The organism is Nonomuraea endophytica (genome assembly GCF_014203235.1).
GTDB lineage: Bacteria > Actinomycetota > Actinomycetes > Streptosporangiales > Streptosporangiaceae > Nonomuraea > Nonomuraea endophytica.
This window is the reverse complement of the sequence record NZ_JACHIN010000001.1, coordinates 472,852-496,870: the sequence shown is the minus strand read 5'-3', so window position 1 is coordinate 496,870 and position 24,019 is coordinate 472,852. Positions and strand designations below refer to the sequence as shown.

The 24,019-nt window shown below is 71.3% G+C and carries 16 protein-coding genes; 7 read left to right on the top strand and 9 right to left on the bottom strand.

What is annotated here, in order from left to right:
- Nucleotides 1–9 precede the first annotated feature (9 nt).
- From HNR40_RS02210 to HNR40_RS02195, 4 genes are read left to right on the top strand one after another with little or no spacing between them, the layout of a single operon-like run.
- Nucleotides 10–3,492, top strand: coding sequence for a bifunctional glycosyltransferase/CDP-glycerol:glycerophosphate glycerophosphotransferase (locus HNR40_RS02210; protein ID WP_312896155.1), 3,483 nt, complete (start codon nucleotides 10–12; stop codon nucleotides 3,490–3,492).
- 42 nt (nucleotides 3,493–3,534) lie between these two features.
- A complete protein-coding gene (locus HNR40_RS02205) occupies nucleotides 3,535–6,936 on the top strand; it encodes a bifunctional glycosyltransferase/CDP-glycerol:glycerophosphate glycerophosphotransferase (RefSeq protein WP_184957964.1) in 3,402 nt (1,133 codons plus the stop codon).
- Nucleotides 6,937–6,971: 35 nt separating this feature from the next.
- Nucleotides 6,972–7,766, top strand: coding sequence for a CDP-alcohol phosphatidyltransferase family protein (locus HNR40_RS02200; RefSeq protein WP_246508298.1), 795 nt, complete (start codon nucleotides 6,972–6,974; stop codon nucleotides 7,764–7,766).
- Nucleotides 7,767–7,787: 21 nt separating this feature from the next.
- The gene (locus HNR40_RS02195; RefSeq protein ID WP_184957962.1) at nucleotides 7,788–8,831 is read left to right on the top strand and encodes a sulfotransferase family protein; all 1,044 of its coding nucleotides are present in this window, start codon (nucleotides 7,788–7,790) and stop codon (nucleotides 8,829–8,831) included.
- A 47-nt stretch (nucleotides 8,832–8,878) separates the two neighbouring features.
- On the opposite strand, the gene HNR40_RS02190 is transcribed toward HNR40_RS02195, so the two are convergent.
- The 8 genes from HNR40_RS02190 to HNR40_RS02155 all read right to left on the bottom strand — a co-directional run bounded on the left by HNR40_RS02190 (nucleotide 8,879) and on the right by HNR40_RS02155 (nucleotide 19,112).
- The gene (locus tag HNR40_RS02190; RefSeq protein ID WP_312896154.1) at nucleotides 8,879–9,940 is read right to left on the bottom strand and encodes a glycosyltransferase; all 1,062 of its coding nucleotides are present in this window, start codon (nucleotides 9,938–9,940) and stop codon (nucleotides 8,879–8,881) included.
- Complete coding sequence (locus tag HNR40_RS02185; protein ID WP_184957961.1) at nucleotides 9,937–12,606, bottom strand: bifunctional glycosyltransferase/CDP-glycerol:glycerophosphate glycerophosphotransferase; 2,670 nt, start codon at nucleotides 12,604–12,606, stop codon at nucleotides 9,937–9,939. The genes HNR40_RS02190 and HNR40_RS02185 overlap by 4 nt, the downstream gene beginning before the upstream one ends.
- A gap of 102 nt (nucleotides 12,607–12,708) precedes the next feature.
- Entirely contained in the window at nucleotides 12,709–13,413 is a 705-nt protein-coding gene (locus HNR40_RS02180; protein WP_184957960.1) for an SRPBCC family protein, read from the bottom strand.
- A 66-nt stretch (nucleotides 13,414–13,479) separates the two neighbouring features.
- Complete coding sequence (locus HNR40_RS02175) at nucleotides 13,480–14,334, bottom strand: FAD binding domain-containing protein (RefSeq protein ID WP_184957959.1); 855 nt, start codon at nucleotides 14,332–14,334, stop codon at nucleotides 13,480–13,482.
- On the bottom strand, nucleotides 14,331–16,646 hold the full coding sequence (locus HNR40_RS02170; protein ID WP_184957958.1) for a xanthine dehydrogenase family protein molybdopterin-binding subunit: 2,316 nt from the start codon (nucleotides 16,644–16,646) through the stop codon (nucleotides 14,331–14,333). Before HNR40_RS02170 ends, HNR40_RS02175 begins: the two co-directional genes overlap by 4 nt.
- Entirely contained in the window at nucleotides 16,643–17,119 is a 477-nt protein-coding gene (locus HNR40_RS02165; RefSeq protein WP_184957957.1) for a (2Fe-2S)-binding protein, read from the bottom strand. The genes HNR40_RS02170 and HNR40_RS02165 overlap by 4 nt, the downstream gene beginning before the upstream one ends.
- Before the next feature lie 69 nt (nucleotides 17,120–17,188).
- A complete protein-coding gene (locus HNR40_RS02160; RefSeq protein WP_246508747.1) occupies nucleotides 17,189–17,392 on the bottom strand; it encodes a hypothetical protein in 204 nt (67 codons plus the stop codon).
- On the bottom strand, nucleotides 17,382–19,112 hold the full coding sequence (locus tag HNR40_RS02155; RefSeq protein ID WP_184957955.1) for a PspC domain-containing protein: 1,731 nt from the start codon (nucleotides 19,110–19,112) through the stop codon (nucleotides 17,382–17,384). The genes HNR40_RS02160 and HNR40_RS02155 overlap by 11 nt, the downstream gene beginning before the upstream one ends.
- Before the next feature lie 114 nt (nucleotides 19,113–19,226).
- Here HNR40_RS02155 and HNR40_RS02150 point away from each other — a divergent pair, with 114 nt between their 5' ends.
- The 3 genes from HNR40_RS02150 to HNR40_RS02140 all read left to right on the top strand — a co-directional run bounded on the left by HNR40_RS02150 (nucleotide 19,227) and on the right by HNR40_RS02140 (nucleotide 22,944).
- Nucleotides 19,227–20,441, top strand: coding sequence for an ATP-binding protein (locus HNR40_RS02150; protein WP_184957954.1), 1,215 nt, complete (start codon nucleotides 19,227–19,229; stop codon nucleotides 20,439–20,441).
- Nucleotides 20,434–21,066: a response regulator gene (locus HNR40_RS02145; protein WP_184957953.1), complete on the top strand. Its 633-nt coding sequence runs from the start codon at nucleotides 20,434–20,436 to the stop codon at nucleotides 21,064–21,066. Before HNR40_RS02150 ends, HNR40_RS02145 begins: the two co-directional genes overlap by 8 nt.
- 507 nt (nucleotides 21,067–21,573) lie before the next feature.
- Complete coding sequence (locus HNR40_RS02140; RefSeq protein WP_246508294.1) at nucleotides 21,574–22,944, top strand: glutamate-cysteine ligase family protein; 1,371 nt, start codon at nucleotides 21,574–21,576, stop codon at nucleotides 22,942–22,944.
- On the opposite strand, the gene HNR40_RS02135 is transcribed toward HNR40_RS02140, so the two are convergent.
- The gene (locus tag HNR40_RS02135) at nucleotides 22,941–23,891 is read right to left on the bottom strand and encodes an ArsR/SmtB family transcription factor (protein ID WP_184957951.1); all 951 of its coding nucleotides are present in this window, start codon (nucleotides 23,889–23,891) and stop codon (nucleotides 22,941–22,943) included. The two genes, HNR40_RS02140 and HNR40_RS02135, sit on opposite strands and share 4 nt — an antisense overlap.
- Between the last annotated feature and the right edge of the window lie 128 nt (nucleotides 23,892–24,019).

The window sequence follows — 24,019 nt, the reverse complement described above, 5'->3', positions numbered from 1 at the left end:
CTGATCGCGATGCCGGCGCCACGCCCGGTACGTCCTCAGGATGCTGGACCCATGGGTTGCCCGAAGATCAGTATTGTCGTCCCCTTCTACAACGTGGAGCGATACCTCCGGCCCTGCCTGGAGTCGCTCGCCCGGCAGACGCTGACCGGCATCGAGGTCGTCATGGTCGACGACGGCTCGCCCGACGGCAGCGCCGTCATCGCCAAGGAGTACGCCGCCCGCGACCCCCGTTTCCGCCTGATCCAGCAGGAGAACCAGGGGCTCGGGCCGGCGCGCAACACCGGGGCGCGCCAGGCCGCCGGTCAGTACCTCGCCTTCGCCGACAGCGACGACCTCCTGCCGCCCCAGGCCTACGACCTGCTCGTCAGCTCGCTGGAGAGCACCGGCTCCGACCTGGCCTCCGGCGACGTGCGCACGTTCGGCGCGAACGGCGTGCACCGCTCGTGGCTGCCGCGCGGGCTGTTCCACGCCGACCGCCTGCGCACCCACGTGCGCAGGGACAACCGCCTGCTGTGGGACCGCTCGGCGTGGAACAAGGTGTTCCGCCGGACCTTCTGGGACGCGCACGGTTTCGCCTTCCCGCCGGGCCTGTACGAGGACGTGCCGGTCACCATGCGCGCCCACGTCGCGGCCGGGACCGCCGACGTGGTCAGGGACGTCGTCTACTACTACCGCCGGCGCGACGGGGCCGGCGCGCCGTCCATCACCCAGCGCGACGGCGACCTGACCAACCTCCGCAGCCGGGTCGGCGGCCTGCACGAGGTGGCCGGCTTCTTCGCCGCCGAGGCGCCCGAGCTGAAGAACGCCTTCGACCGGACCGTCCTCATCGGCGACGTCCGGCGGGTGATCGAGGCGCTGCCCGCCGCCTCTCCCGAGGACCGAGTCACCTTGCTCGACCTCGCCGCCGGATACCTGAACACGGTGGACGCGGCCGTCATCGCCGAGCTCAGCCCCGCCCACCGCGCGAAGTACTCGCTGGCCGCCGACGGTGACCTGGACGCGCTGCTCAGGGCGCTGCAGGCCGAGCGCCGCGCCAAGGAGCCCGCCGGCATCGTGCGCCGGGGCCTGCTGCGCCGCCGCCTGCTGCACGACCTGCCCGAGGCCGGCGGACGGGTGCCCGAGCCGCTCCTGCGCGCCGAGCGCGACCTGTCGCTGCGGGCCAAGGTCGACGCGGCCGCCTGGCACGGCGAGACCCTGCGCATCCGCGGCCACGCCTACATCGAACGGCTGGAGATGGCCGAGCGTGACGGGCTGCGCGCGTGGCTGCAGGACACCCGCTCCGGCACCCGGGTCACGCTCAAGCTCGCGCGCGAGCGGCGGCCCGACGTCACCGCCGCCTCCGGGCAGTCGCACGTCTGCCTCGACTGGTCGGGCTTCACGGCCGAGGTGCCCGCGTCCGTGCTGAAGACAGGAGACCGCTGGGCTCCCGGCACCTGGGAGCTTCGCGTAGCCGTCACCGCCGGGGGACAGGCCAGGGAAGGCCTCGCCGGCCTGTCGCCCGACGTCGCCGAGCGCCGCCCGGCCGCCCGCGCCGTGGGCGAGCGCTGCTGGGTCCGCCCGCTCTTCACCGAGTCGGGACGTTTCCAGATCCGGGTCCGCAAGCCGAAGGCGGTCGTCACCACCTGCCGTCCGACCGTGGACGGGCTGCTCGTCGAAGGCTGGATCAGGCGCCTGGCCAGCGCGGAACCGCCCGCCCTCGTGCTCACCAGGCGGCGCGACGGGGCCGAGCTACGCCGCCTGGCCACCTTCACCCCCGAGGACGAGCGCCACCAGACCTTCACCGTGACGATCCCCGCCGCCGAGCTCGCCGACCCGCCGAGGAGCCCGCTCGCCGACCCCATGCTGTGGGAGGGCGAGGACAGCCGCTGGAGCCTGTCCTTCGAGGCGAGCGAGGAACAACTCCCGCTCGCCGCCGACGACCTGCCGCCCGTCCGCGTGCGCGTCGGCGAGCAGGAGGCGGTCCTCACCCAGACCGGGTACGGCTCCGCCGACCTCGTCCTGCGCCCCCACCGCCCCGTCCTGGCCGAAGCCCACTGGACGGCCGCCGGCGAACTGGTCGTCACCGGGCACCACTTCGGCGGCCCGGCCGGGCTGCGGGCCGGTCGGCGGATCGAGGGCGACGCCCACCCGTTCGAGGTCACGTGGGACGGCGACTGTTTCCGCGCCGTGCTGAACCCGGCCGGCATGCTGCCCGGCGCCTGGGAACTCCTCGACGACCACGGCGGCCCGGTCGTCACCGACGGCGCCGCACCGCTGCCCGCCGCCCGCGTGCACGACGACCTGGAGTACGCGCCGCGCTCGGCCGACTCCGGCGCGCTCCTGCTCAACATCAGGCAGGCGCTGGCCGACGACGAACGCGGCCGGTACGCCCGCCGCGTGCTGGAGCAGGAGGTGTATCCGGCGCTGCGCCGGGAGCCGGTGCGCGAGTGCGTCGTGTTCGACAGCTGGGAGGGCAAGCAGTGCTCCGACAGCCCGCGGGCCATCTTCGAAGCCCTGGCCGGGAGCGGTCTCGACCTCGTCTGGGTGCGCAGGGAGGGGCGCTTCGCCGTACCGGTGGGGGCGCGGTCGGTGGTGCGTGACAGCAGGGAGCACGTCGAGGCGCTGGCCACGGCCCGCTACATCGTGGCCAACAGCACGCTGCCCGCCTGGTTCAGCAAGCGGCCGGGGCAGGTCTACACGCAGACCTGGCACGGCACGCCGCTGAAGCGCATCGGGTTCGACATGGACGCCGTGCTCAGCGCGGAGGGCGCCGCCTACCTGGAGCGCTTCGCCGCCGACGTGCGCCAGTGGGACCTTCTGATCTCGCCCAACGCCTTCAGCACGCCCATCATGCGCAGGGCCTTCCGCTTCGAGGGCGAGGTCGTCGAGTGCGGCTACCCGCGCAACGACGCGCTGCTCGCGCCCGGCGCCGACGAGCGCGGCAGGGCGGTGCGCAGGGCGCTGGGCGTGCCCGACGGCAAGCGGGCCGTGCTCTACGCGCCGACCTGGCGCGACGACGAGCACGCGCACGGCCGCTACCGCTTCGACCTGCGCGTCGACCTGGACCGGGCCAGGGCAGAGCTGGGCGATGACACGGTGCTGCTGGTGCGCGGGCACAGCAACGTCACCGCCGGGATCCCGGCCAGCGACGGGTTCGTGGTGGACGTGACCCGCCACCCCGACGTCGCCGAGCTCTACCTGGCCGCCGACGCGCTGGTCACCGACTACTCCTCGGTGATGTTCGACTTCGCGGTCACCGGCAAGCCCATGGTCTTCTTCACCTACGACCTGGAGCGCTACCGCGACGAGCTGCGCGGGTTCTACTTCGACCTGGAGGCGGGGGCGCCGGGGCCGCTGGTGCGCGACTCCGAGGCGCTGATCGGGGCGCTGGCCGACCTCGACGGCGTCACGGCCGACTACGCGGCGGCTCACCGGGGCTTCCGTGAGCGGTTCTGCGAGCTCGACGACGGCGGCGCGGCGGCGCGGGTGGTGAACCGAGTCTTCGGCCGCTAGCGCCGAAGTCCGCATCTGACCTGGAGGTCCATCTTGGCCCGAGTGAGCATCGTCGTCCCGTTCCACGATGCCGAGCCGTACCTGGCCGCCTGTCTGGAGTCGCTGCAGGCCCAGACCTGGCGGGACTTCGACGTCGTCATGGTGGACGACGGTTCGTCCGACGACGGCGCCGCCGTGGCCGCCCGCTTCGCCGCGGAGGACCGCCGCTTCCGGCTGTTCAGGCGCGGGCACGGCGGCCTCGGGGCGGCCCGCAACACCGGGGTGGAGGAGGCCGGCGGCGAGTTCCTGGTCTTCCTGGACGGCGCGGACCTGCTTCCGCGCCACGCGCTGGAGACCATGACCGCCATCCTGGACACGACCGGCTCCGACCTGGTGTCGGGGAACGTGCGGCGCTTCACCTCCCGCTCGGTCCACCCCTCGGGCCCGCACCGCGAGATCTTCCGCGACCCGCGCCTGCGCACCCACGTCACCCGGCACGAGATCCTGCTCATGGACCGGCAGGTGACGAACAAGATGTGGCGGCGCGCGTTCTGGGACCACTACGGCCTGACCATGCCGGAGGGCGTCCCGTGTGATGACACCTTCGTGGCCCTGCGCGGCCACTTCGGCGCGGGCTCCGTGGACATGACCTCGGTGCCCGTCTACCTGTGGCGCGAGCGGGAGGAGGGCGCCGGGGAACGGGCCAGCGTGAAGACGGTCGAGGACAGGGTCGGCTTCGTCCGCTGCGTGCGCGCCTTCCTCGGGGGCAACGGCTGGGGTGACCGGATCGACGCCTGGGACCACATGGTGCTGCGGAGCGACCTGCCCGCCCTTCTCGGCTCGCTGCCGCACGGCGATCACGACTACCGCGCCCGCTTCCTCGACCTCACGGGCGACTACCTCGCCACGGTACGGCCCCGCGTCCTGGCCGCCCTGCCCGCCGACCGCCGGGCGAAGTGGGAGCTGGTGCGCGCCCGCCGGATCGACGACCTGCTGGAGTTCCTGGAATGGGAGGCGGCCACCAAGGCGGCCGCCCGGGTCCGCGGCCGCCTGCACGCCTATCACCTCGACCCCCCGGTCGCGCTGCCGTACTCGGCCACCCGGCTGCACCACAGCGACCTGGAGGCCACCCACAAGATCGACTCCCTGCGCGCCGAGGACGGCCGGCTGGTTATCGAGGGCCGCGCCACCCTGCGCCACCTCAGCCCGCTCAAGCGCATCCACCAGCAGGTCCGCGCCCACCTGGTCGACGACGGCACCGGCGCGCGGATCACGCTGCCGGTCACGACGTTCCTCACCCGCTCGATCACCACCCCGGGCAAGGACTGGAGCGGCTTCCGCACGGTCATCGACCCGGCGGCGCTGCCCGCCGGGGCCGCCGACTGGCACGTCGAGCTCACGGTGACCAACCGGGGGCGGCGCAGGAGCGCCAGGCTGGCCGAGTCGCCCGGCGCCCAGCCGACGCGCGGCGGGATCTTCGAGACCGCCCACGGCCAGGTCTGGTTCTCGTGGTCGGAGACCGGATGCTTCCGCGTCCACTCGGGAAAACAGGCGGCGGCGGTCACCGCGCACCGGCTCGACGGCCACGGGCTGATCTTCCGTGGGGAACTGTCCGGACCCGCACCCGAGGTCGTGCTCATCAGGACTCCGGGAGAGGTCGTCCGGCGCTGTCCCGCCGTCGTGCGCGGGAGCACGATCGAGTTCGCCGTGGACGTACGCGACCTGCTGCCCGCCCGGGGCCTGGCCGACCCGAGACTCGACACCACCGCGAGCTGGCGGGCCGAGGTGCCGGGCGTGGGCCCGATCAGCCTGGCCGCCGAGGGCGCCCGGCACGCCGTCGGGGGCCGCGACCTCATCGTCGAACGCGCGCCCACCGGCCACCTCACCCTGCGCGAACAGCCGGAGACGCTCCACCTGGAGTCGGCCGCCTGGGACCATGACGGCGCGCTGGCCCTGAGCGGCTCGCTCATCCGCGGCGGCGACGGCCGGGTCGAGCTGACGGCCAGGCACGCCAGCCACGGCGCCGACGTGCGCTTCCCGGTGACGATCGCGGGCGGGCGGCTGGAGGCGCGGGTGCCGGTGCTGCGCGTGCCCAGGTTCGACGGGGCGGTGCCGCTGCCCGCGGGGGCGTACACCCTGAGTCTGCGCATGGACGACGGGCGGCCGCTCAAGCTGGAGGTGCGCACGCCCGCGTGCGGGATGCGGGCCGGGGGACGCGAGCTGGAGCTGACGGCCGGGGGCGGCGGCGAGGTCGGGCTGAAGGTCGGCTCCGACCTGACCAAAGAGGAGCGGGGCGAGCGCAGGCAGCGCAGGCTGCGCGAGGTGCGCTACCCGCGGGTGCGGAAGGAGGAACTGCGCGAGGCGGTCTTCTTCGACTCCTATACCGGCAAGCAGTTCTCCGACAGTCCCAGGGCGATCTGCGAGGAGCTCGCGCGCCGCGGCGCCGGGTTCGACCTGCTGTGGAACGTGCGCGACGGGCAGGTGGAGCTGCCGGCCGGGCTGGTTCCTGTGCGGACCAACAGCGCCGCCTATTACGAGGCGCTGGCGCGCAGCCGCTACGTGATCACCAACGCGCACCTGCCCAGGTGGTTCCGCCGCCGGGAGGGCCAGGTGGTGCTGCAGACCTGGCACGGGACCGCGCTGAAGCGCATCGGCTTCGACATCGAGACCGTCAGGTTCGCCCGCGCCGACTACAAGGAACGGCTGCGCGCCGAGGTGGGCCAGTGGACGCACCTGCTGTCGCCCAGCCCCTGGTCCACGCCCGTGCTGCGGGGGGCGTTCCGGTTCGAGGGGGAGGTGGTCGAGGCGGGCTACCCGCGCAACGACGTGCTCCACCGGCCGGAGGAGGCCGAGGCGGTGCGGCGGCGGCTCGGCCTGCCGTACGGGAAGAAGGTGGTGCTGTATGCCCCGACCTGGCGCGACGACGACTTCTCCGCACGCGGGAGATACCGCTGCGACCTGCGGCTCGACCTCGCCAGGATGGCCGCCGAGCTCGGCGATGAGCACGTCTTCCTGCTGCGGGCGCACCCGAACGTCACCGACCGGCCCGGCGTGTCCGGCGCGCGGGTGATCGACGTGTCGGCCTACCCGGACATCCAGGAGTTGTTCCTGGTGGCCGACATTCTGATCACCGACTACTCCTCGGCCATGTTCGACTTCGCCGTCACCGGCAAGCCCATGCTCTTCTACACCTACGACCTGGAGCACTACCGCGACACGCTGCGCGGCTTCTACTTCGACTTCGAGGCCGAGGCGCCGGGACCGCTGCTGCGCGAGACCGGCGAGGTCATCGCGGCAGTGGCGGGCATCGAGGAGGTCAAGGAGAAGTACGCCGGGCTGTACGCCGCCTTCGCCAGGACGTTCTGCCCCCTGGACGACGGCCTGGCGGCGGCCCGTGTGGTCGACCGAGTCTTCCGGGATGGTCAAGAAGCGGCATGGAAATCTTCCAGTAGTTCCAGAGAGTAATCGGTTCCCGACCGTGAGTGGCCATGCTGGAATCCATGAGGACCTATTCGCTCGATGACGTCTACGCGACACGCAAGCGGAGAGACTCCTGGTGGACCGTGTACTTCGTGGACCCGGTCGCCTGCCGGGTCGCGTTGATCGTCGCCAACCGCACGAGCGTCACACCCAACGCGCTCACGGTCTTCTCGCTGGTCCTCGGCCTCGTGTCGGCGGCCTGCTTCGCGGTTGACGAACTGGCCGCGGGGGCGGTCGTGTTCTACCTCAGCTTCATGATCGACTGCGTCGACGGGAAGATCGCCCGGCTGAAGGGCACGGGGACGCCGTTCGGCCTGTGGCTCGACTACGTGGGGGACCGGGTCCGGGTGGTGTTCTGCGCCACCGGGCTGGCCGTCGGGCAGTACATGCTCACGCACAACGTCGAGTTCATCGTGCTGGGGGCGGCGGTAGCCGTACTGGATCTGTTCAGGTACGTGAACGCGCCGCAGATGAAGCGGGTCCGTGAGGCGATCAGGGAGGGCATGCCGCCCAAGCCCACGGTGTCCGAGGAGGTTGTCGTCCGGCCCGCGCGCCACCCGTCGTTCATGCGCAGGCTCAACAAGTACCTGGCGCGCCGGCGGGTGCGCTCCCATCTCATCAGCGGAATCGAGTTCCACGCCGCCGTGTTCGTGGTCGCGCCCCTCATCGGAGCGGCGGCGCTCATCCCGGTCTCGGCAGCCGCCAGCGTGCTGCTGCTGGCCAACGAGATCTTCCTGGTGTATCGCATGTGGCTCTTCGCGCGACGCTTCGCCGTCGTGTCCTCCCAGGAGAGCCGAGAGCACGTTCTCGTCTAAGTTTTCGGGGGTATCGAAGCTATGTCGGATCGGCCGATATTCGTCATCGGGTGTCCACGTTCAGGGACCACGATGCTGCAGCTCATGCTGCATTCGCACCCGCGGATCGCGGTGCCGCCGGAGACCCGCTTCCTGGTCCCGGCCTACTACCGGCGCCGCATTTTCGGGGACCTGCGGGTCGCCTCGGCGCGGCAGGCGCTGGCGCAGTGGATCGCGACCGACAAGAACACCAAGTTCCGCGAGCTCAAGATCGACAAGGACGAGTACGTCCAGGAGTCCGCCGACGGGCCCGGCTCGCTCGGCTCGGTCATCGGCACCGCCTTCAGGATGTACGCCGACCGGTTCGGCAAGGCCCGCTGGGGCGACAAGCGGCCCAGCTACGTCAAGCAGGTCGACCTGCTCCTGCGTCTGTTCCCCGACGCCCAGTTCGTCCACCTCATCAGGGACGGCCGCGACTGCGTGTCGTCGCTGAAGGAGATGCCCTGGTACACGCTGGACTCCTTCCACGCCGTCTCCACCTGGGCCGAGGCGATGGACGCCGGGGCGAAGCTGCGTAAGTCGATGCCCGAGGACAGCTACTACGAGCTGCGCTACGAGGACCTCACCGAAGACCCGACCACCGAGATGAAGAAGCTCTGCCACTTCCTCGAGGAGGACTTCGACCAGGCGATGCTCTCGCCGCGCGAGGCCGCCCAGGTGGCGGTGCCCGTCCACAAGGTGTGGCACAGCAACACGCACGGCGAGGTCACCAAGTCCCGCGTCGGCAGCTGGTCCACCCGCCTGGAGGACTGGGAGATCGCGCTGTGCGAGCAGGTGCTCGGCGAGCGCCTGGAGGCCATGGGCTACGAGCTCAGCGGCACCGAGAAGGCGGCCAAGGAGCACGTGCTGGCCTTCCAGAAGACCATGCAGAAGCGCCGGGCCTCGCGCATGCGCAAGGGCATGCGCGACCGCATCAACCGCCTGCGCGAGCCCAGCCCGGTCGCCGCCCTGCTCACCACCGGCCAGCGCGCCCTGGCTGGCATCCCGCAGCAGCGCGCGGAAACCCCGCTGACCGAACGCGTCTGACCCATCTCTTCGACCACGGCGGGGCCCGCGGGCCCCGCCGTCCGCGTTCACCGGGTCATGTGGGCGAAGAGGGTTTCCCAGCGGTCGAGGACCTGGTCGAGGCGGAAGGCGGCGGCGCGGGCGCGGGCGGCGGCGCCCAGGCGGCGGCGTTCGTCCGGGGAGGACATGAGGTCGGACAGGGCGGAGGCGAACTTCCGCACGTCTCCCGCCGGAACGAGTTCCGGGCCTGTCGAGCGGACGCCGCCGGAGACGTCGAAGGCGACCGCGGGCACGCCGTGCGCCGCCGCCTCCAGCAGGACGACGGGCAGGCCCTCGTGCTCGCTGGTCAGGGCCAGGACGGCGGCGTTCATGTACTCGGCGGGCATCTGCGCGGCCGGCACCCGGCCGCGGAAGACGACGCGGTCGGCGACGCCCTCACGTTCGGCGTGGGCGCGCAGGCGTGACTCCTCGGCGCCGTCGCCCAGCAGGTGGAGTTCCCACCCGGGGTTGCCGGTCCGGGCGAACGCGCTGATCAGGCGGTCGAAGCGCTTGACGCCCTCCAGCCTGCCCACGCCCAGAACCCTCGGGTTGCTCAGCGGGGAGGTCTTCGCCGGCCAGGCGGCCAGCGGGTTGGGCACGGACCAGGTGTTCGGCAGCAGCGCGTGCTCGGAGAACAGCCAGGCGTCGTCATCGCTCAGGAAGACGGCCTGGTCGAGCTCGGGGTAGTGCCTGCGGATGGAGCCCAGGTGCCAGGAGCCGCGGGCGTGCTCGTACGACCCGTGGTACTGGCCGATCGGGCGCAGACGGCGCGGCAGCATCGGGACCAGGCGGGTGACCACGCCGGGCGAGGTCAGCACGGCGAAGCCGGGCGTCACCGACTCGAAGACGGCGCGCAGCCGGCGGTCGGCGGCCCGGCGGGCCAGCCGGCCCTCGGGTCCCATGGGGCCGCGGCCGACCACGTGCTTGCGGTAGCGCGGCTCGGCCACGTAGCGGAACGGCGTGGCCGCCCGGTGCAGGCCGATGACGTGCACGTCGTGGCCGCGCACCGCCAGGCCCTGCGCCAGCGTGTGGGTGACCTGCTGGATGCCGCCGAGCGTGTCGGCGTCCATGCACGCGAAGACGATGCTCACCGCGTCCCCCAGACCACGGAGCGGTCGGTGACGGGCTGTTCCAGCGGCACCGCGAAGAAGTCCTGCACGACCCGGGCCGAGGCGTTGCCCCGCTCGTCGGCGCACCACAGCTCGCGGAAGGCCGCGTACTTCTCCGCGAACGACGTGTGTACGGCCGGCAGCGCCCGAAGGCAGGTGATGACGTCCTCGGTGCTGGTCAGGCAGGGCCCGGGGGCGATCGACGGCAGGTCGTGGTAGACGCCGCGCTCGGCCAGGCGGTACTCGTCCCAGTCGTCGATGTAGAACAGCATCGGCCGGCCGGTCACCGCGTAGTCGCACATCACGGAGGAGTAGTCGGTCAGCAGCGCGTCGGAGGCCAGCATCAGGTCGTTGATCTCCGGGTAGGCGCCGGCCGGGCGGACGAAGTGGCGTACGTGCTGGGGGACGTGGTAGCGCTCCACCGGGTGGGTGCGCAGGATCATCACCCAGTCGTCGGCCAGCTCTTCGGCCATCGTCTCCAGGTCGACGCGGACGGATCTGCCGCTGTTCTTGGCGGTGTCGCGGTAGGTCGGGGCGTAGAGGAGGATCTTCTTTTCCGGGGGTAGTTCGAGCTCCTCCCACACTCTGGGCACCGGTTCGCCGCGGACCAGGGCGTCGCAGCGGGGCGTGCCGTACCGGTAGAGCGGGCCGGTGTAGCCGTTGGACGGGACGAAGACCCGCGTGAACTCCTCGCTCGGCGCGATCAGCGCGTCCCAGCGGGCGACGGCGGCCCGCCACTGCTCGCGCGGGCCGGCGAAGTCGGCGCGCAGGTCGGGCGCGTCGAAGCCGATCGACTTGATGCCCTGGCCGTGCCAGGTCTGCAGGTAGCGGGTGCCGCGCGGCTTGGGGTAGTCGAGGGGGAAGCCGTGGCTGTCGACCCAGATGCCCGCGCGGGCCATGGTCCAGATGTGCCGCCAGCTCATCCGGCGGACCAGGCCGGCGTCCTCGGGGAAGTTCTTCCTGCCGCGGGCCACCGACCAGATCACCCCGATCGGCAGCTCCCGGCGGCGCAGCTCCTCGTAGATGGCGCGCGGGGAGCCGGTGTAGCCCTTGCCGCAGTCGGACTCGAAGAGCGCCAGGTCCTTGCGCCGCGGCACGACCTTGATCAGCGCCTTGTAGACGCGCAGCTTCATGGCCGGGGTGCTCACCCGGGCCAGGACCTCGCGTTTGATCTTGCCGGCCAGCCTGCGCCGGATCGACGGGGCGGTGATGCGCAGAAAGGCGGACGAGCCCGCGGCCTGGACGGTGAAGCCGTTGAGCGGGATCGGCTCCAGGTTCGGGTCGACCAGCAGCCGGTCGGCGGTGGTGTGGCCGTCGCGCTCGCGGGTGAAGCCGATGCGCGGGTCGCCCTTGCCCTCGGGGGTGAAGATGATCTCGCTGACGTAGCCGTCGCCGCTGGGGTGCGGGTGGATGGGGAAGCGGTGCCCGCCGTAGGTCAGGAACGCGCTCCATTCGGTGGGCAGCGCGCCGAAAGGGTCGTAGGTGTGGACGGTCATCGCGACCCGGCCGGCGTCCGCGGCGATCTCGGTGACCTCGTGGCGTAGCCGCGCGGCGCTGAAGGGCAGTTCGGCCAGGCGCAGGCGGGTGATGTCCATGCCCGGGGTGAGCGTGGTGCCCCAGTAGGTGCGGCCCTCGTGCCGGATCGCGGCGCGCGGCGGGGCGGCGGCGCCGGTGAGGGAGCGGACCGCGACCCGCAGGTCGTCGATGCGGTCGTCGAGGATCAGGTGGCAGCAGACCCGGGCCATCGGCTCCATCCGGTCGATGACCTCGTGCGGGATCGTCGCCAGGTAGGGGCGGACGACCGCGGCGAACTCCTTGACCCACACCAGGTCGCGGGCGGGCAGCGGGTTGAGGTAGACGCGCAGGTCCTGGCGGAGGAAGCGGTGCTGGCGCTCGGGGAGCAGGTCCTCGCGCCCGTGGTCGCGCAGGATCTTGTCGCTGCGCTGGGCGGCGATCATGCGGTGCCGTACGTTGTCCATCTCCTTGATGCTCAGGGAGATCGACGTGGGTTCGGCCGCGCGGTGCCAGTGGTAGATCACCCAGGGGACGACCGCGAAGCGCCGCGAGGTCGCGTAGAGCTCGGTGGCGAAGACGTGGTCCTCGTAGTGGATGTCCTCGGGGAAGCGCAGCGCGTTGCGGCGCAGGAACGTGACGTCGTAGAGCTTGTTGGTGCTGAAGGAGTCGAGGAACAGCTCGGGGTCCTCGGCGATGCCGTTCACGATCCGGCGGCGGGCGAACAGGCGCGGGTAGTAGCGTTCCAGCCGCCCGCTGGGCTCGTAGTAGCGGGAGATCTGGCCGGAGACGAAGTCGGCCCCGGTGCGTTCGATCTCGGTCAGCAGGCTTTTGCAGGCGTGCCTGGGCAGCTCGTCGTCGCTGTCCAGGAACATGATGTACGGGGCGGAGGCGGCGTCGATGCCGTCGTTGCGCGGGGCCCCGCAGCCGCCGCTGTTGATCTCGCGCCGCAGGTAGCGGACCCGGGGGTCGGCGCGCTCGAAGGCGCCCATGGCGCGGGCGGTCCCGTCGGTGCTGGCGTCGTCGACGACGATCACTTCGATGTCGCGCAGGGTCTGCCTGAGTACGGAGCGCACGGCCCTGGGCACCCGCTCGGCATCGTTGAAGGTGATGATGACAACGGTGCAGTCCGGCATGCCCATCTCCCCCGAGAAGTCGAACACTCGGGTTCAGGCATTCCCCCTCTTCGGGTGATGTGTCCGGACTTGATGGTGTTTTTACCGCTGATCTCGCCTTAACTACCGCAAAAAACGCCTGATCAGCCAGATGATCAGCGCCACCAGCGCCACCCCGCCCACCAGCGGCGCGACCCGCTTCAGCAGCGGCGCGCCGGCGACCTCCAGAAGGTCCAGCGCCTCCTCGTCGGCCGTGCGCGAGGTGCGCAGCGTCCCGGTCGGGTGCGTGTCGGCGACCGCCGGGTCGGGGACCGCGCTCAGGTGCCGCTCCTCGTCGTCGTGCGAGCCACTCCCCGGTACGGCTGCCGCCTCCGTCCCCGACTCGGCCAGCAGCTCCGCCAGATTGGCCGCGAACCGGTCGATCAGCTTCGCCCCGACCTCGGCCATCACGCCCTTGCCGAACTGCGCCGGCCGCCCCGTCACGTTGAACGTCGTCTCCACGCTCACCGCGCTCGACGGGCCCGCCGGGGTCAGCTTGGCGACGACCGTGGCTGAGGCGGTGCCCGAGCCCCTCGCCTCCTTGCCCGACGCCTTGATCGTGAGCGTGTGGGCGTCCTTGTCGACGTCCTCGAAGCGGGCCGCGCCCCGGTAGGTCACGGTGATCGGGCCGACCTTCACCTTCATCCTGCCGGTGAACTCGTCGCCCTCGACGATGTCGAGCGCCGCGCCGGGCAGGCAGGGCGCGACCCGTTCGACGTCGAGAAGCACCGCCCAAGCCTGCTCCACCGGGACCGGAACCGTGAACTCGTGCTCGAACCGCATCGCCATCGACGCCTCCTGTTTGCGACATTACGCCGGAAAGGGGGCACCCCGGAAGGGGCGCCCCCGACGGGCCTACGGAGTTCCCGCCGCCGTCCTGACCGCGCGATGGGTCAGGACCCTGGCCAGGTGCCGTCGGTAGTCCGGCTGCGCGTGCAGGTCGGCCGGCGGCGCGGTGTCGGCCGACGCCTCCTCGCAGGCCTGCCGTACGGCCTCGCCGAGCTCCACGCCCTGCAGAGCGCTCTCCGCGGCGCGGGCGCGCAACGGGGTCGTGCCCATGTTGCTCAGGCCGATCCTGGCCTCCTGGATCGAGCCGTTGGAGCGCCGCACGGCCACGGCCACGCCGACGATCGCCCACGCCTGCACGGTGCGGCGGAACTTCTCGTAGTGGAAGCCCCACTCGCCGGCCAGCTTGGGGATCTTGACGCCGACCAGGATCTCGCCGGCCTCCAGAGTGGTCTCCAGGTAGTCGGCGAAGAAGTCGGCCGCGGCTATCTCCCGCTCGCCCTCCGCCGACCTGGCCACCAGGACGCCGTCCAGCGCCAGGACCACGGCGGGCAGGTCACCCGCCGGGTCGGCGTGGGCCAGGGAGCCGCCGAAGGTGCCGCGGTGCCGTACCGCGGGATCGGCGACCGTGGCGGCGGCCAGCGCCACCAGCGGGCAGCCCGCGCGGACCACGGGCGAGCGCAGGACCTCGTCGTGCGTCGCGAGCGCGCCGATGAAGACGTGATCGCCGCGGTCGTGCACGCCCGTGAGGCCGGGCAGGCGGCCGATGTCCACGAGCGTGGTCGGGTAGGCCAGGCGAAGGCGCAGCAGCGGCAGCAGCGACTGCCCGCCGGCCAGCACCTTCGCCTCGTCGTCCGCGGCCAGCGCCTGGCAGGCCTCCTCCAGCGTCGCCGGGCGCAGGTAGTCGAACTGCGCGGGGATCATGACAGTGCCCTCCAGATTCGCTCGGGCGTGCAGGGCATCTGGACGTCGTGGACGCCGCGCGGGCGCAGCGCGTCCACGATGGCGTTGACGACGGCCGGCGTGGAGGCGATCGTGCCGGCCTCGCCGACACCCTTCACCCCGAGCGGGTTGGACGTGGCCGGCGTCTCCGTGCGGTCGGTGACGAACGCCGGCAGGTCCGCCGCCGACGGCACCAGGTAGTCGGCCATCGTCGAGGTCAGCAGGTTGCCCTCGGCGTCGTAGACGGCCTCCTCGTAGAGCGCCTGCCCCACGCCCTGCGCGATGCCGCCGTGCACCTGGCCCTCGACGATCAGCGGGTTGACCACCTTGCCGACGTCGTCCACGGCCACGTAGGAGCGGATCTTCGTCATGCCGGTCTCGGTGTCCACCTCGACCGCGCACAGGTGGGTGCCGTGCGGGAAGGAGAAGTTGTCCGGGTCCACGGTGGCGTCCGCGTCCAGCCTCGCCTCCACGCCGTCGGGCAGGTCGTGGGCGGCGAACGTGGCCAGCGACAGCTCCTGGATGGTCTTGCCGCTGTCCGTGCCGCGCACCCTGAACGTGCCCTCGCTGAACTCGACGTCGTCCGGCGCGCACTCCAGCACGTGCGCCGCGATCTTCCTGGCCTTCTCCTTGACCTTCTCGCACGCCGCCAGCACGGCCACGCCGCCGACGACCAGCGAGCGCGAGCCGTAGGTGTCCATGCCCTTGTGCGAGATCGCGGTGTCGCCGTGAATGACCGAGACGTCGTCGAACGGCACGCCGAGCGCGTCGGCCACGATCTGGCTCCACGCGGTCTCATGCCCCTGGCCGTGCGGCGACGAGCCGGTGACCACCTCGACCTTGCCCGTGGGCAGCATGCGCACCGAACCGTGCTCCCAGCCTCCGGCCCCGTACGACAGGCTGCCGAGCACCCGGCTGGGCGCCAGACCGCACATCTCCGTGTACGTCGAGACACCGATCCCCAACTGCACCGGATCGCCCCGGTCGCGCCGATCGCCCTGTTCCGCCCGCAACTTGTCGTATCCGAACAGGGACAACGCCTTGTCCGTGGCCGCCTCGTAGTTGCCCGAGTCGTAGGTCAGCCCCGCCACCGTGGTGTACGGGAACTCCTCGTGCCTGATCCAGTTGCGCCGGCGCACCTCGATCGGATCCAGGTTGAGCTCGGCGGCCAGCTCGTCCATGACCCGCTCGATGGCGTACGTGGCCTCCGGCCGCCCCGCGCCCCGGTAGGCGTCGGTCGGCATCTTCGTGGTGAAGACGCCGGTGCAGTTGAAGTCGTAGGCGTCCATCTTGTAGATGCCGTTGAACATGAACGCGCCCAGGATCGGCACGCCCGGCGTCACCAGCATCAGGTAGGCGCCCATGTCGGCCAGCAGCTCCACCCGCAGCCCGCGGATGCGCCCGTCGGCCTCGGCCGCCAGCGTGACGTGCTGGATCTGGTCGCGGCCGTGGTGCACGGTCAGGTTGCCCTCCGAGCGCGACTCCGTCCACTTGACCGGCCTGCCGGTCTTCCTCGTCAGCAGCAGGCAGAGCACCTCTTCTGCGGTGACCTGGAGCTTCGAGCCGAACCCGCCGCCCACGTCGGGGGCGATCACACGCAGCTTGTGCTCGGGGATGCCGGTCGTCAGCGCCAGCATCAGCCGCAGGACGTGCGGGATCTGGGTCGCGCTCCACAACGTGAAGCTCTCGCCGTCCGAGGTGGCCATGACCGCCCGCGGCTCCATCGCGGTCGGTATCAGCCGCTGCTGGATGTAGGTGCGGTCGATCAGGACCGGCGCGTCCCGCAGCGCCGCGTCCACGTCGCCCTGGGTAAGCCGCCAGGTGAACGCCTGGTTGCCCGCCTCGTGCACCTTCGGGCTGCCCTCGGTCAGCGCGTCGTTCATGTCGAGCACCGGCGGCAGCGGCTCGTAGTCGACCTCGATCGCGTCCAGCGCGTCGGCCGCCTTGTACCTGTCGGTCGCCACCACGCAGGCGACCGCCTCACCCACGTAGCGCACCTCGGACACCGCCATCGGCGGATGGTCGGGGATGACGATGTCCTCGCTGACCGGCCACGCGCACGGCAGGCTGCCCTGCTCCTCCGCGAAGTCCGCGCCTGCGTAGGCGGCGATCACGCCCGGCAGGCCGCGGGCCGCGGACACGTCGACCCTGGTGATCCGCGCGTGCGCCATCGGGCTGCGCAGGAACGCCACGTAGGCCATCCCGGGCAGCTGCATGTTGTCGGTCCACTGTGTACGGCCGGTGAGCAGGCGCGCGTCCTCCTTGCGCCGCCTGGCCGTGCCCACCTCGGTCATGGCGTCTTCACCGCCATGTCCTGCGCGCCCCGCCGTACCGCTCTGACGATGTTGCAGTAGCCGGTGCACCGGCAGAGGTTGCCCTCCAGGCCGTGCCTGATGGACTCCTCCGACGGCTCCGGGTCGTCGCGCAGCATGTCGATGGCGGCCATGACCATGCCGGGCGTGCAGTAACCGCACTGCAGGGCGTGTTCCTCGTGGAAGGCGCGCTGCATGGGGTGCAGCGTGCCGTTGGCGGCCAGGCCCTCGATGGTGGTGATCGCGGACCCGTCGGCCTGGACCGCGAGCACGGAGCAGCTCTTGACGGACTTGCCGTCCAGCAGCACCGTGCAGGCGCCGCAGTTGCTGGTGTCGCAGCCGATCGGGGTCCCGGTCTTGCCTAGCCGGTCTCTCAGCAGATGGACGAGAAGGAGCCGCGGCTCGACTTCCTCCTCGTACGCGATTCCGTCGACGGTGATGGCGATTCGGGGCATACGTCCTCCCTCTCAGGGGGGCAAGGCGGACACTCCCGAACGTACGCCGGTGTTTGTACCGGTCAAGGGTCACTTACGGCGAGTGATCCTCGCGACGACCGCCACCAGCCCCGCAAAACCTAGCCCGACCACCATCAGCGCCACCAGCACCGCCGCGTCCGTGATCGAATCGGTCGCCAGCAGAATGCCCAGCACCACGAACAGCAGGCCGCTCAGCAACGCCATCCAGTCGGTCCTGTGCAACTGGCGGGGCTTGTCCACATCACGCGGCACGCCGGACCTCCACATCGCCCATCCCGCCGCGCAGGTTCAGCACGATCGTCGAGACCGCGCCCTTCGGCGGCGTCTCCGGAGCCAGCACCTTGTCGAACTCCACGTCCACGCCGCCGCGCAGCGACTGGTCGATCGTGATGTCGCCGACCTTCGCCGTCGCGTGCACCTCCACCCGCGCCGACGGCGGCACGATCACCATCAGCTCGCCGACCGAGACCGAGGCGTTGAACTCCGCCGTCGCGCCCGGCTCCAGCTTCAGCTCGGACAGGTCCAGCCGGCCTTCGCCCACGCCCACGTCGTAGTTCCTGCTGGCCTCCGCCATCGTCAGCGGGGTCCAGTCGTAGTCGCCGACCTTGTTGGGCAGGCCGCCGACGATCAGGCCGCTGGCGATCACGATCGCTACCAGCGTGCCCAGGGCCACCAGGCCCGCACCGCGTCCCCACCAGGCCGCGACCAGCAGTCCGGCGCCGATCGTGATGAGCACCGCCGCGCCGACGGTGGTCGGGTTCACGCCTTGGGCCGACCCTGATTGGACAGCCACGAGGATCCCTCCAATGATGAGTGCCAGGAGCACGGTGATCACGCCGATGAAGGAGCGTGGCCGCTTCTTCTTCGTCGGCGGCGGGACCGGCTTGCCGTACAGGGCAGGGTCGTAGGGAGAGTGCCCGGGCCGCTTGGCCGGGTCCAGTGGCTGGTAGGGGCCGTGCGGGGCGAACGGCTCGTGGTGCGGGATGCGCGGCACGCCCTCAGCGGGGCGCGGGCTCCCGCCCGCCTGACGGGCCGCGCGCTTCTCGCGCATGATCGCCTCGACCCGCATCATGGCCTCCTCGCGGGTCGGCGGCCTGTCCCGCGCCGCGTGGACGCGCGGGGGCCGGTGCTCGCGGGGCTCCTCGGGGAGCGGCTCGCCGTAGCGGACGGGCTCCTCGCGGGTGGGCGGGTCATCGCGGGTGACGGTCTCGTGTTGCGCGCCAGAGTCTTCGCGGGTGACGGGCTCGTCCAGTGCGACAGGCTCGCTTTGTGTGACGGACTCTTGCCTGGTCACGGGCTCGTGCCGGGTTGTGGCGTCCTCGTGGGGCACGGGCTGCTCGCGGGTCGGCGCGCTCTCTGCGGGTTCCGCGTTGTGCGGGGTGTAGGGCCGCTGCGGGGTGTAAGGCCTCTGCTGCGTGTACGGCGGAGCCGCCGCCTCGGCCGCGAACGCCACGTCGACCATCGACCGGCCCGGCTCCGGGCGGCCGTAGGGCGGCGGCACCGGGGGAGTGGGCCGGGGCGAGGCGGTCTGCCTGCGGCTCAGCCGTTCCGGCATCGAACGCGCCAGCGCGAGCAGGTCCACCCCGTTGGCATGCGCGGTCAGCAGCGAGATGACCAGCACCAGACCGACCACCAGCGTGCCCGTGGCCAGCCAGACCGTGGTCAGGTTGATGCCGAGCCCGAACGCCAGCACCGCGGTCATCATCGCCAGCACGGCCTCGGCGTCGAAGTCACGCCGGGTCCAGTGCTCGATCATGCCGGGCATGCCGCGCGTGTCCTTCATCAGCATGAAAGCCGCGATGTAGAGGAAGAACCCCACACCGGAGCCGAACAGCAGGATCCCGAAACCGACCCGGAACACCACCGGATCGATCCCCGTGTGCCTGCCCAGCCCGGCGCACACCCCGGTCAGGATGCGCCCTTCACTGCTGCGGCGCAGGACCCGGGCCTCGTACGATGGAGCTTCCGTCATGTACTCCATCGTGACGGCACCCGCGCGCGCTCGCATCCGGGACACCCCTGAGCCGACCCTGGGGGTTGTTCCCTGATGCCCGCACCCCCGCCGACATGTGACTATGTCGGTGTTATGGCTGACCAGAAGACTCTCGCAGAGCCCGGCACCGCCGAGGCGCCCTATCGCCGCATGCGCCGGCGCATGGACGGCCGCCTCGTGGGCGGCGTCGCGCACGCGCTGGCCGACCAGCTGAAGCTGGACCCCATCGTCATCCGGCTGGCGTTCGTGCTGCTGTCCGCCGTGGACGGCGTGGGTGCGGTGGCCTATGCGGTCCTGTGGATGGTGACGCCGCGGGAGGAGCACGAGGGGCCGCCGCCCTCGCGCGACTGGAGCCAGCTCGCGGCGTTCGTCGCGATCGGGGTGGCGCTGTTCGCCTTCGGCTGGATCAGCGGCGCCTCGCAGGGCGGCATCGGCATGATCCCGTTCGCGATCGGCGGCATCGGCGCGCTGATCCTTTGGCAACAGGCCGACCCCGACCGCCGCAGGGAATGGATCGCGGGCGGCACCAAGAGCATCCGCAAGAACCGGGCCCGCACGCTGATCGGCATCGTCCTCGTGGTCGCGGGCGGCGTCGGCTTCCTCATCGCCCAGGACGAGCTGCAGGACGCCACGCCCGGCCTGCTGTTCACCGTCGTGGTGGTCGTCGGGCTCGTGGTGATCGTCGCGCCCTGGCTGGCCGGCCTCTGGAAAGAGCTTCAGCTCGAACGGCGGGAGCGCATCCGGCAGGAGGAGCGGGCCGAGATGGCGGCGATGGTCCACGACTCGGTGCTCCACACGCTCACGCTCATCCAGCGCGTCGCCCACGACCCGCGCGAGGTCGCCAGGCTCGCCCGTTCGCAGGAACGCGAGCTGCGCAACTGGCTCTACCAGCCCAAACAGGACGCCGACGCCACGCTGGCCGCCGCCGTACGCAGGATCGCGGCCGAGGAGGAGGACGCGCACGGCGTCCAGATCGAGGTGGTCTGCGTCGGCGACATCGACATCGACGCCGAGGGCAAGCTCGCCGCCCTCCTGAAGGCCTCCCGGCAGGCGATGGTCAACGCCGCCAAATACTCTGAGAGCCAGTCCATTTCCGTTTACGCGGAAGTGGAGGGTGAAGAAGTCACCGTTTTCGTGAAGGATCGGGGTAAGGGCTTCGATCTGGACGAGGTGCCGCTCGACCGGATGGGCATCAGGGAGTCCATCATCGGCAGAATGGAACGGCACGGTGGCAGCGCCAGAGTACGCACCGAACCGGGCGAGGGCACAGAGGTGATGTTGACGATGAAGGTGGCGAAGCGTGATTAAGGTCCTGATCGTCGACGACCACAGGCTGTTCCGCTCCGGGGTACGCGCCGAGCTGGGCGACTCCATCCAGGTCATCGGCGAGGCCGAGGACGTCGACTCGGCGGTCAGGGCGATCGCCGAGATGGAGCCCGACGTCGTGCTGCTCGACGTCCACATGCCGGGCGGCGGCGGCCAGGAGGTCCTGCGCCGCGTGCTCGGCTCCGGCGGTCAGGTGCGGTTCCTCGCCCTGTCCGTCTCCGACGCCGCCGAGGACGTCATCGGCGTCATCAGAGGCGGCGCCCGCGGCTACGTCACCAAGAACATCAGCGGCAAGGAGCTGACCGACGCCATCCGCCGCGTCTCCGAGGGCGACGCCGTCTTCTCGCCGCGGCTGGCCGGGTTCGTCCTGGACGCCTTCGCCTCCTCCGAGGCGCCGCCCATCGACCCCGAGCTGGACTCGCTGACCCAGAGGGAGCGGGAGGTGCTCCGGCTGATCGCGCGTGGGTACGCGTACAAGGAGATCGCCAAGGAGCTGTTCATCTCGGTGAAGACCGTGGAGACGCACGTGTCCTCGGTGCTGCGCAAGCTGCAGCTGTCCAACCGCCACGAACTCTCCCGCTGGGCCACCGCCCGCCGCCTGGTCTGACCCCAAGGACTTCACGAGCCGATAACCCACAGGGCGGGACACCGCGGGGTGTGACGCCACGCCGGGTGGAGGGCGGTGTGGTGCGGTGATGCCGTGGGCTGGGTTCCGCGGGGGTGGTTTTCCCATGGGTGGCGGGGTTCCGGGGCGGTCCGGGTAGTTGGGGTGGGACGCCGCCGGGCGGCGAGCTGCTGGGTGGGACGACGCCGGGCCGCGAGCTGCCGGGCGGGAGCGCGTGGGGGCGGAGCGTGCCGGGTGGAAGGCCGTGGGGCGCGGTGTCGCCGGGCGCGGGTCCGAGACGCGGTGATGCCGTGGGCTGGGGGTCCGTGGGGTGGTTTCCCAGGGGTGGCGGGTTTCCGGGTGGTTGGGGTGGGGGTGGGCTGGTGTTTGGGGCTAGATCGTGCGACATTTCGAGGTATGGGCAGGGACGTGCCAGTCGTCGTGTTCAGCCGAGAAGACCGCAGGACATATCGGGAAAAAGTACGACGATGTCTGGACGTTTTTGCCCAGATGCTGCGGGAATCCCGCTTCGAGCTTGAACGCCCACTCGCCGGGCTGGAGATCGAGCTCAACATCGTCGACGAACACGGCGAAGCCGCGATGCGCAACGCGCAGGTCCTGGCCGCCATCGCCCAGCCCGACTGGGCCACGGAGCTGGGCCAGTTCAACATCGAGATCAACATCGAACCTCAGGGGCTGGACGGCGAGGGCGCCCTCGCCCTGGAGAACGACGTGCGCTCCCGCCTCAACCACGCCGAGTCCAGGGCAAGGTCGGAGAACGGGCACCTGGTCCTGATCGGCATCCTGCCGACCCTGCGCGAGCAGGACATCGGCGAGGGCACGCTGTCGGCCAACCCGCGCTTCCGCCTGCTCAACGAGCAGATCTTCGCGGCCAGGGGCGAGGACCTGCACCTGCTCATCGAGGGCGTCGAACGGCTCGACACCCATGCCGACAGCGTGGCCCCCGAGGCCGCCTGCACCAGCGTTCAGCTTCACCTCCAGGTCAGCCCCGAGGCCTTCGCCGCCCACTGGAACGCCGCCCAGGCCATCGCCGGAGCACAGGTGGCCGTGGCGGCGAACTCGCCGTACCTCTTCGGGAAGGAGCTGCACCGCGAGACCAGGATCAGCCTCTTCGAGCAGGCCACGGACACGCGCCCGGCCGAGCTGAAGGAGCAGGGCGTGCGCCCGAGGGTGTGGTTCGGCGAGCGGTGGATCACCAGCGTGTTCGACCTGTTCGAGGAGAACGTCCGCTACTTCCCCGCCCTGCTGCCGCTGGTCGAGCACGAGGACCCGCGCGAACTGCTGGAACGCGGCCTGATCCCGCACCTGCCCGAGCTGACCCTGCACAACGGCACCATCTACCGCTGGAACCGCCCCGTCTACGCCGTGGTCGACGGCGCCCCGCACCTGCGCGTCGAGAACAGGGTGCTGCCCGCGGGCCCGACGGTCCTCGACGTGGCCGCCAACGCCGCGTTCTACTACGGCCTGATGGCCGTCCTGCCTTATGCGGAGCGGCCGATCTGGAGCCAGATGTCGTTCGCCGCGGCCGAGGACAACCTCAACACCGCCGCCCGGCACGGCATCGACGCCCGCCTCTACTGGCCGGGCGCGGGCGAGGTGCCTGCGGTCGAGCTGATCCTGCGCCGCCTGCTGCCGATGGCGTACGAGGGGCTCGAACGCTGGGGTGTGGACAAGTCGGTCGCCGAGCGCCTGCTGGGGGTCATCGAGGGGCGCTGCCTGACCGGGCGTACGGGCGCCACGTGGCAGGTGGAGAAGGTCGAGGCGATCGGCGGCGACCGGCACGAGGCGCTGCGCCTGATGACGCTGGAGTACATCGAGCGCATGCACACCAACGAGCCGGTCCACACCTGGCCCGTCTAGGTGAGCAGGCTCTCGCCCAGTTCGGTGATCGTGTGCATGACGGAGTTCTCCTCGCGGCTGCTGGTGATCAGGCCGGCCGCGCGCAGGATCGAGGCGTGCTGGCTGGCGGAGGAGGGGGAGATGTGCAGCAGCCGGGCGAGCTGGGTGGTGGAGCGGGCGCTCCTGGTGGCGCGCAGCACCGCCGCGCGGGTGGGGCCGAGCAGCCCGGAGACCGCGTCGTCCGCCGCCTCGCCCGAGGGCAGCAGCCACGCGCCCCGGTGTTCGACGGGGTAGACGAGCACGGGCGGCAGGCCGGGGTCGGCGAGGCTGACCGGCGTGCCCCAGCAGAACCACGACGGGATCAGCAGCAGCCCCCGCCCGCCCAGGTGCAGGTCCCTGTCGACCGGGTACTCCACGTGCAGCACCGGCGGCAGCCACCGCATGATCGGCCGGAGGCTGTGCAGGACCGCCTCGACGCCGCCGGAGTGGAAGGCGCGCAGCCGCCGCGCGTGGTCGGCGGCGACCTGGTTGCGCACCTGGCCCCAGTAGGGGGCGACGGTGATCCGGTGCAGGGAGCGCAGCGCGCCGGCGACCTCGTCCATCGTCTGCGCGTCGGCGCGCGCGAGGTCCCTGGCCCAGCCGGTACGGCCCGGCAGCCGGGAAACCTCGTCCCTGACCCTGGTGCCCGGTGTGGACAGCAGGCTGTCGAGCCCGTCGTCGAGTGTGCCCCCGTTGCCGGGCGTGAGGAAGTCGGGGAAGTAGGGCCGGGGCGGGGCCAGCGAACGCAGCCCGCCCAGTGGTTCCGCGGACAGCCGCGGGGCCACCTGCGTGAGCCAGTCGGCGAAGAAGGTACGGCCGCGCCGGCCGTACAGCCGATGGAGACTGAAGACCGTCTCCCAGAGCGGATCGGCGGAGGACGCCAGGCGGGTGCGAGCGAGGTCGTCTCCGGTGAAGTGAATGCGTAACATGCGACCGGCCTCTTCGGTGGATCGTGTCGCCATTATGACCAGAATTTTCGTCATATCGGTGTCATAAGCAGGGTCTTTCGGTTGTGGTCGAAAGAGGGTGACCGGGGCGGGGGCGATGGGTGAGGCTG

Coding starts and splice junctions, on each gene's coding strand:
- HNR40_RS02210 (WP_312896155.1), top strand. CDS start 10: ATGCCGGCGCCACGCCCGGTACGTCCTCAGGATGCTGGACCCATGGGT.
- HNR40_RS02200 (WP_246508298.1), top strand. CDS start 6,972: ATGAGGACCTATTCGCTCGATGACGTCTACGCGACACGCAAGCGGAGA.
- HNR40_RS02195 (WP_184957962.1), top strand. CDS start 7,788: ATGTCGGATCGGCCGATATTCGTCATCGGGTGTCCACGTTCAGGGACC.
- HNR40_RS02185 (WP_184957961.1), bottom strand. CDS start 12,606: ATGCCGGACTGCACCGTTGTCATCATCACCTTCAACGATGCCGAGCGG.
- HNR40_RS02180 (WP_184957960.1), bottom strand. CDS start 13,413: ATGGCGATGCGGTTCGAGCACGAGTTCACGGTTCCGGTCCCGGTGGAG.
- HNR40_RS02175 (WP_184957959.1), bottom strand. CDS start 14,334: ATGATCCCCGCGCAGTTCGACTACCTGCGCCCGGCGACGCTGGAGGAG.
- HNR40_RS02170 (WP_184957958.1), bottom strand. CDS start 16,646: ATGACCGAGGTGGGCACGGCCAGGCGGCGCAAGGAGGACGCGCGCCTG.
- HNR40_RS02165 (WP_184957957.1), bottom strand. CDS start 17,119: ATGCCCCGAATCGCCATCACCGTCGACGGAATCGCGTACGAGGAGGAA.
- HNR40_RS02155 (WP_184957955.1), bottom strand. CDS start 19,112: ATGACGGAAGCTCCATCGTACGAGGCCCGGGTCCTGCGCCGCAGCAGT.
- HNR40_RS02150 (WP_184957954.1), top strand. CDS start 19,227: ATGGCTGACCAGAAGACTCTCGCAGAGCCCGGCACCGCCGAGGCGCCC.
- HNR40_RS02140 (WP_246508294.1), top strand. CDS start 21,574: ATGCTGCGGGAATCCCGCTTCGAGCTTGAACGCCCACTCGCCGGGCTG.
- HNR40_RS02135 (WP_184957951.1), bottom strand. CDS start 23,891: ATGTTACGCATTCACTTCACCGGAGACGACCTCGCTCGCACCCGCCTG.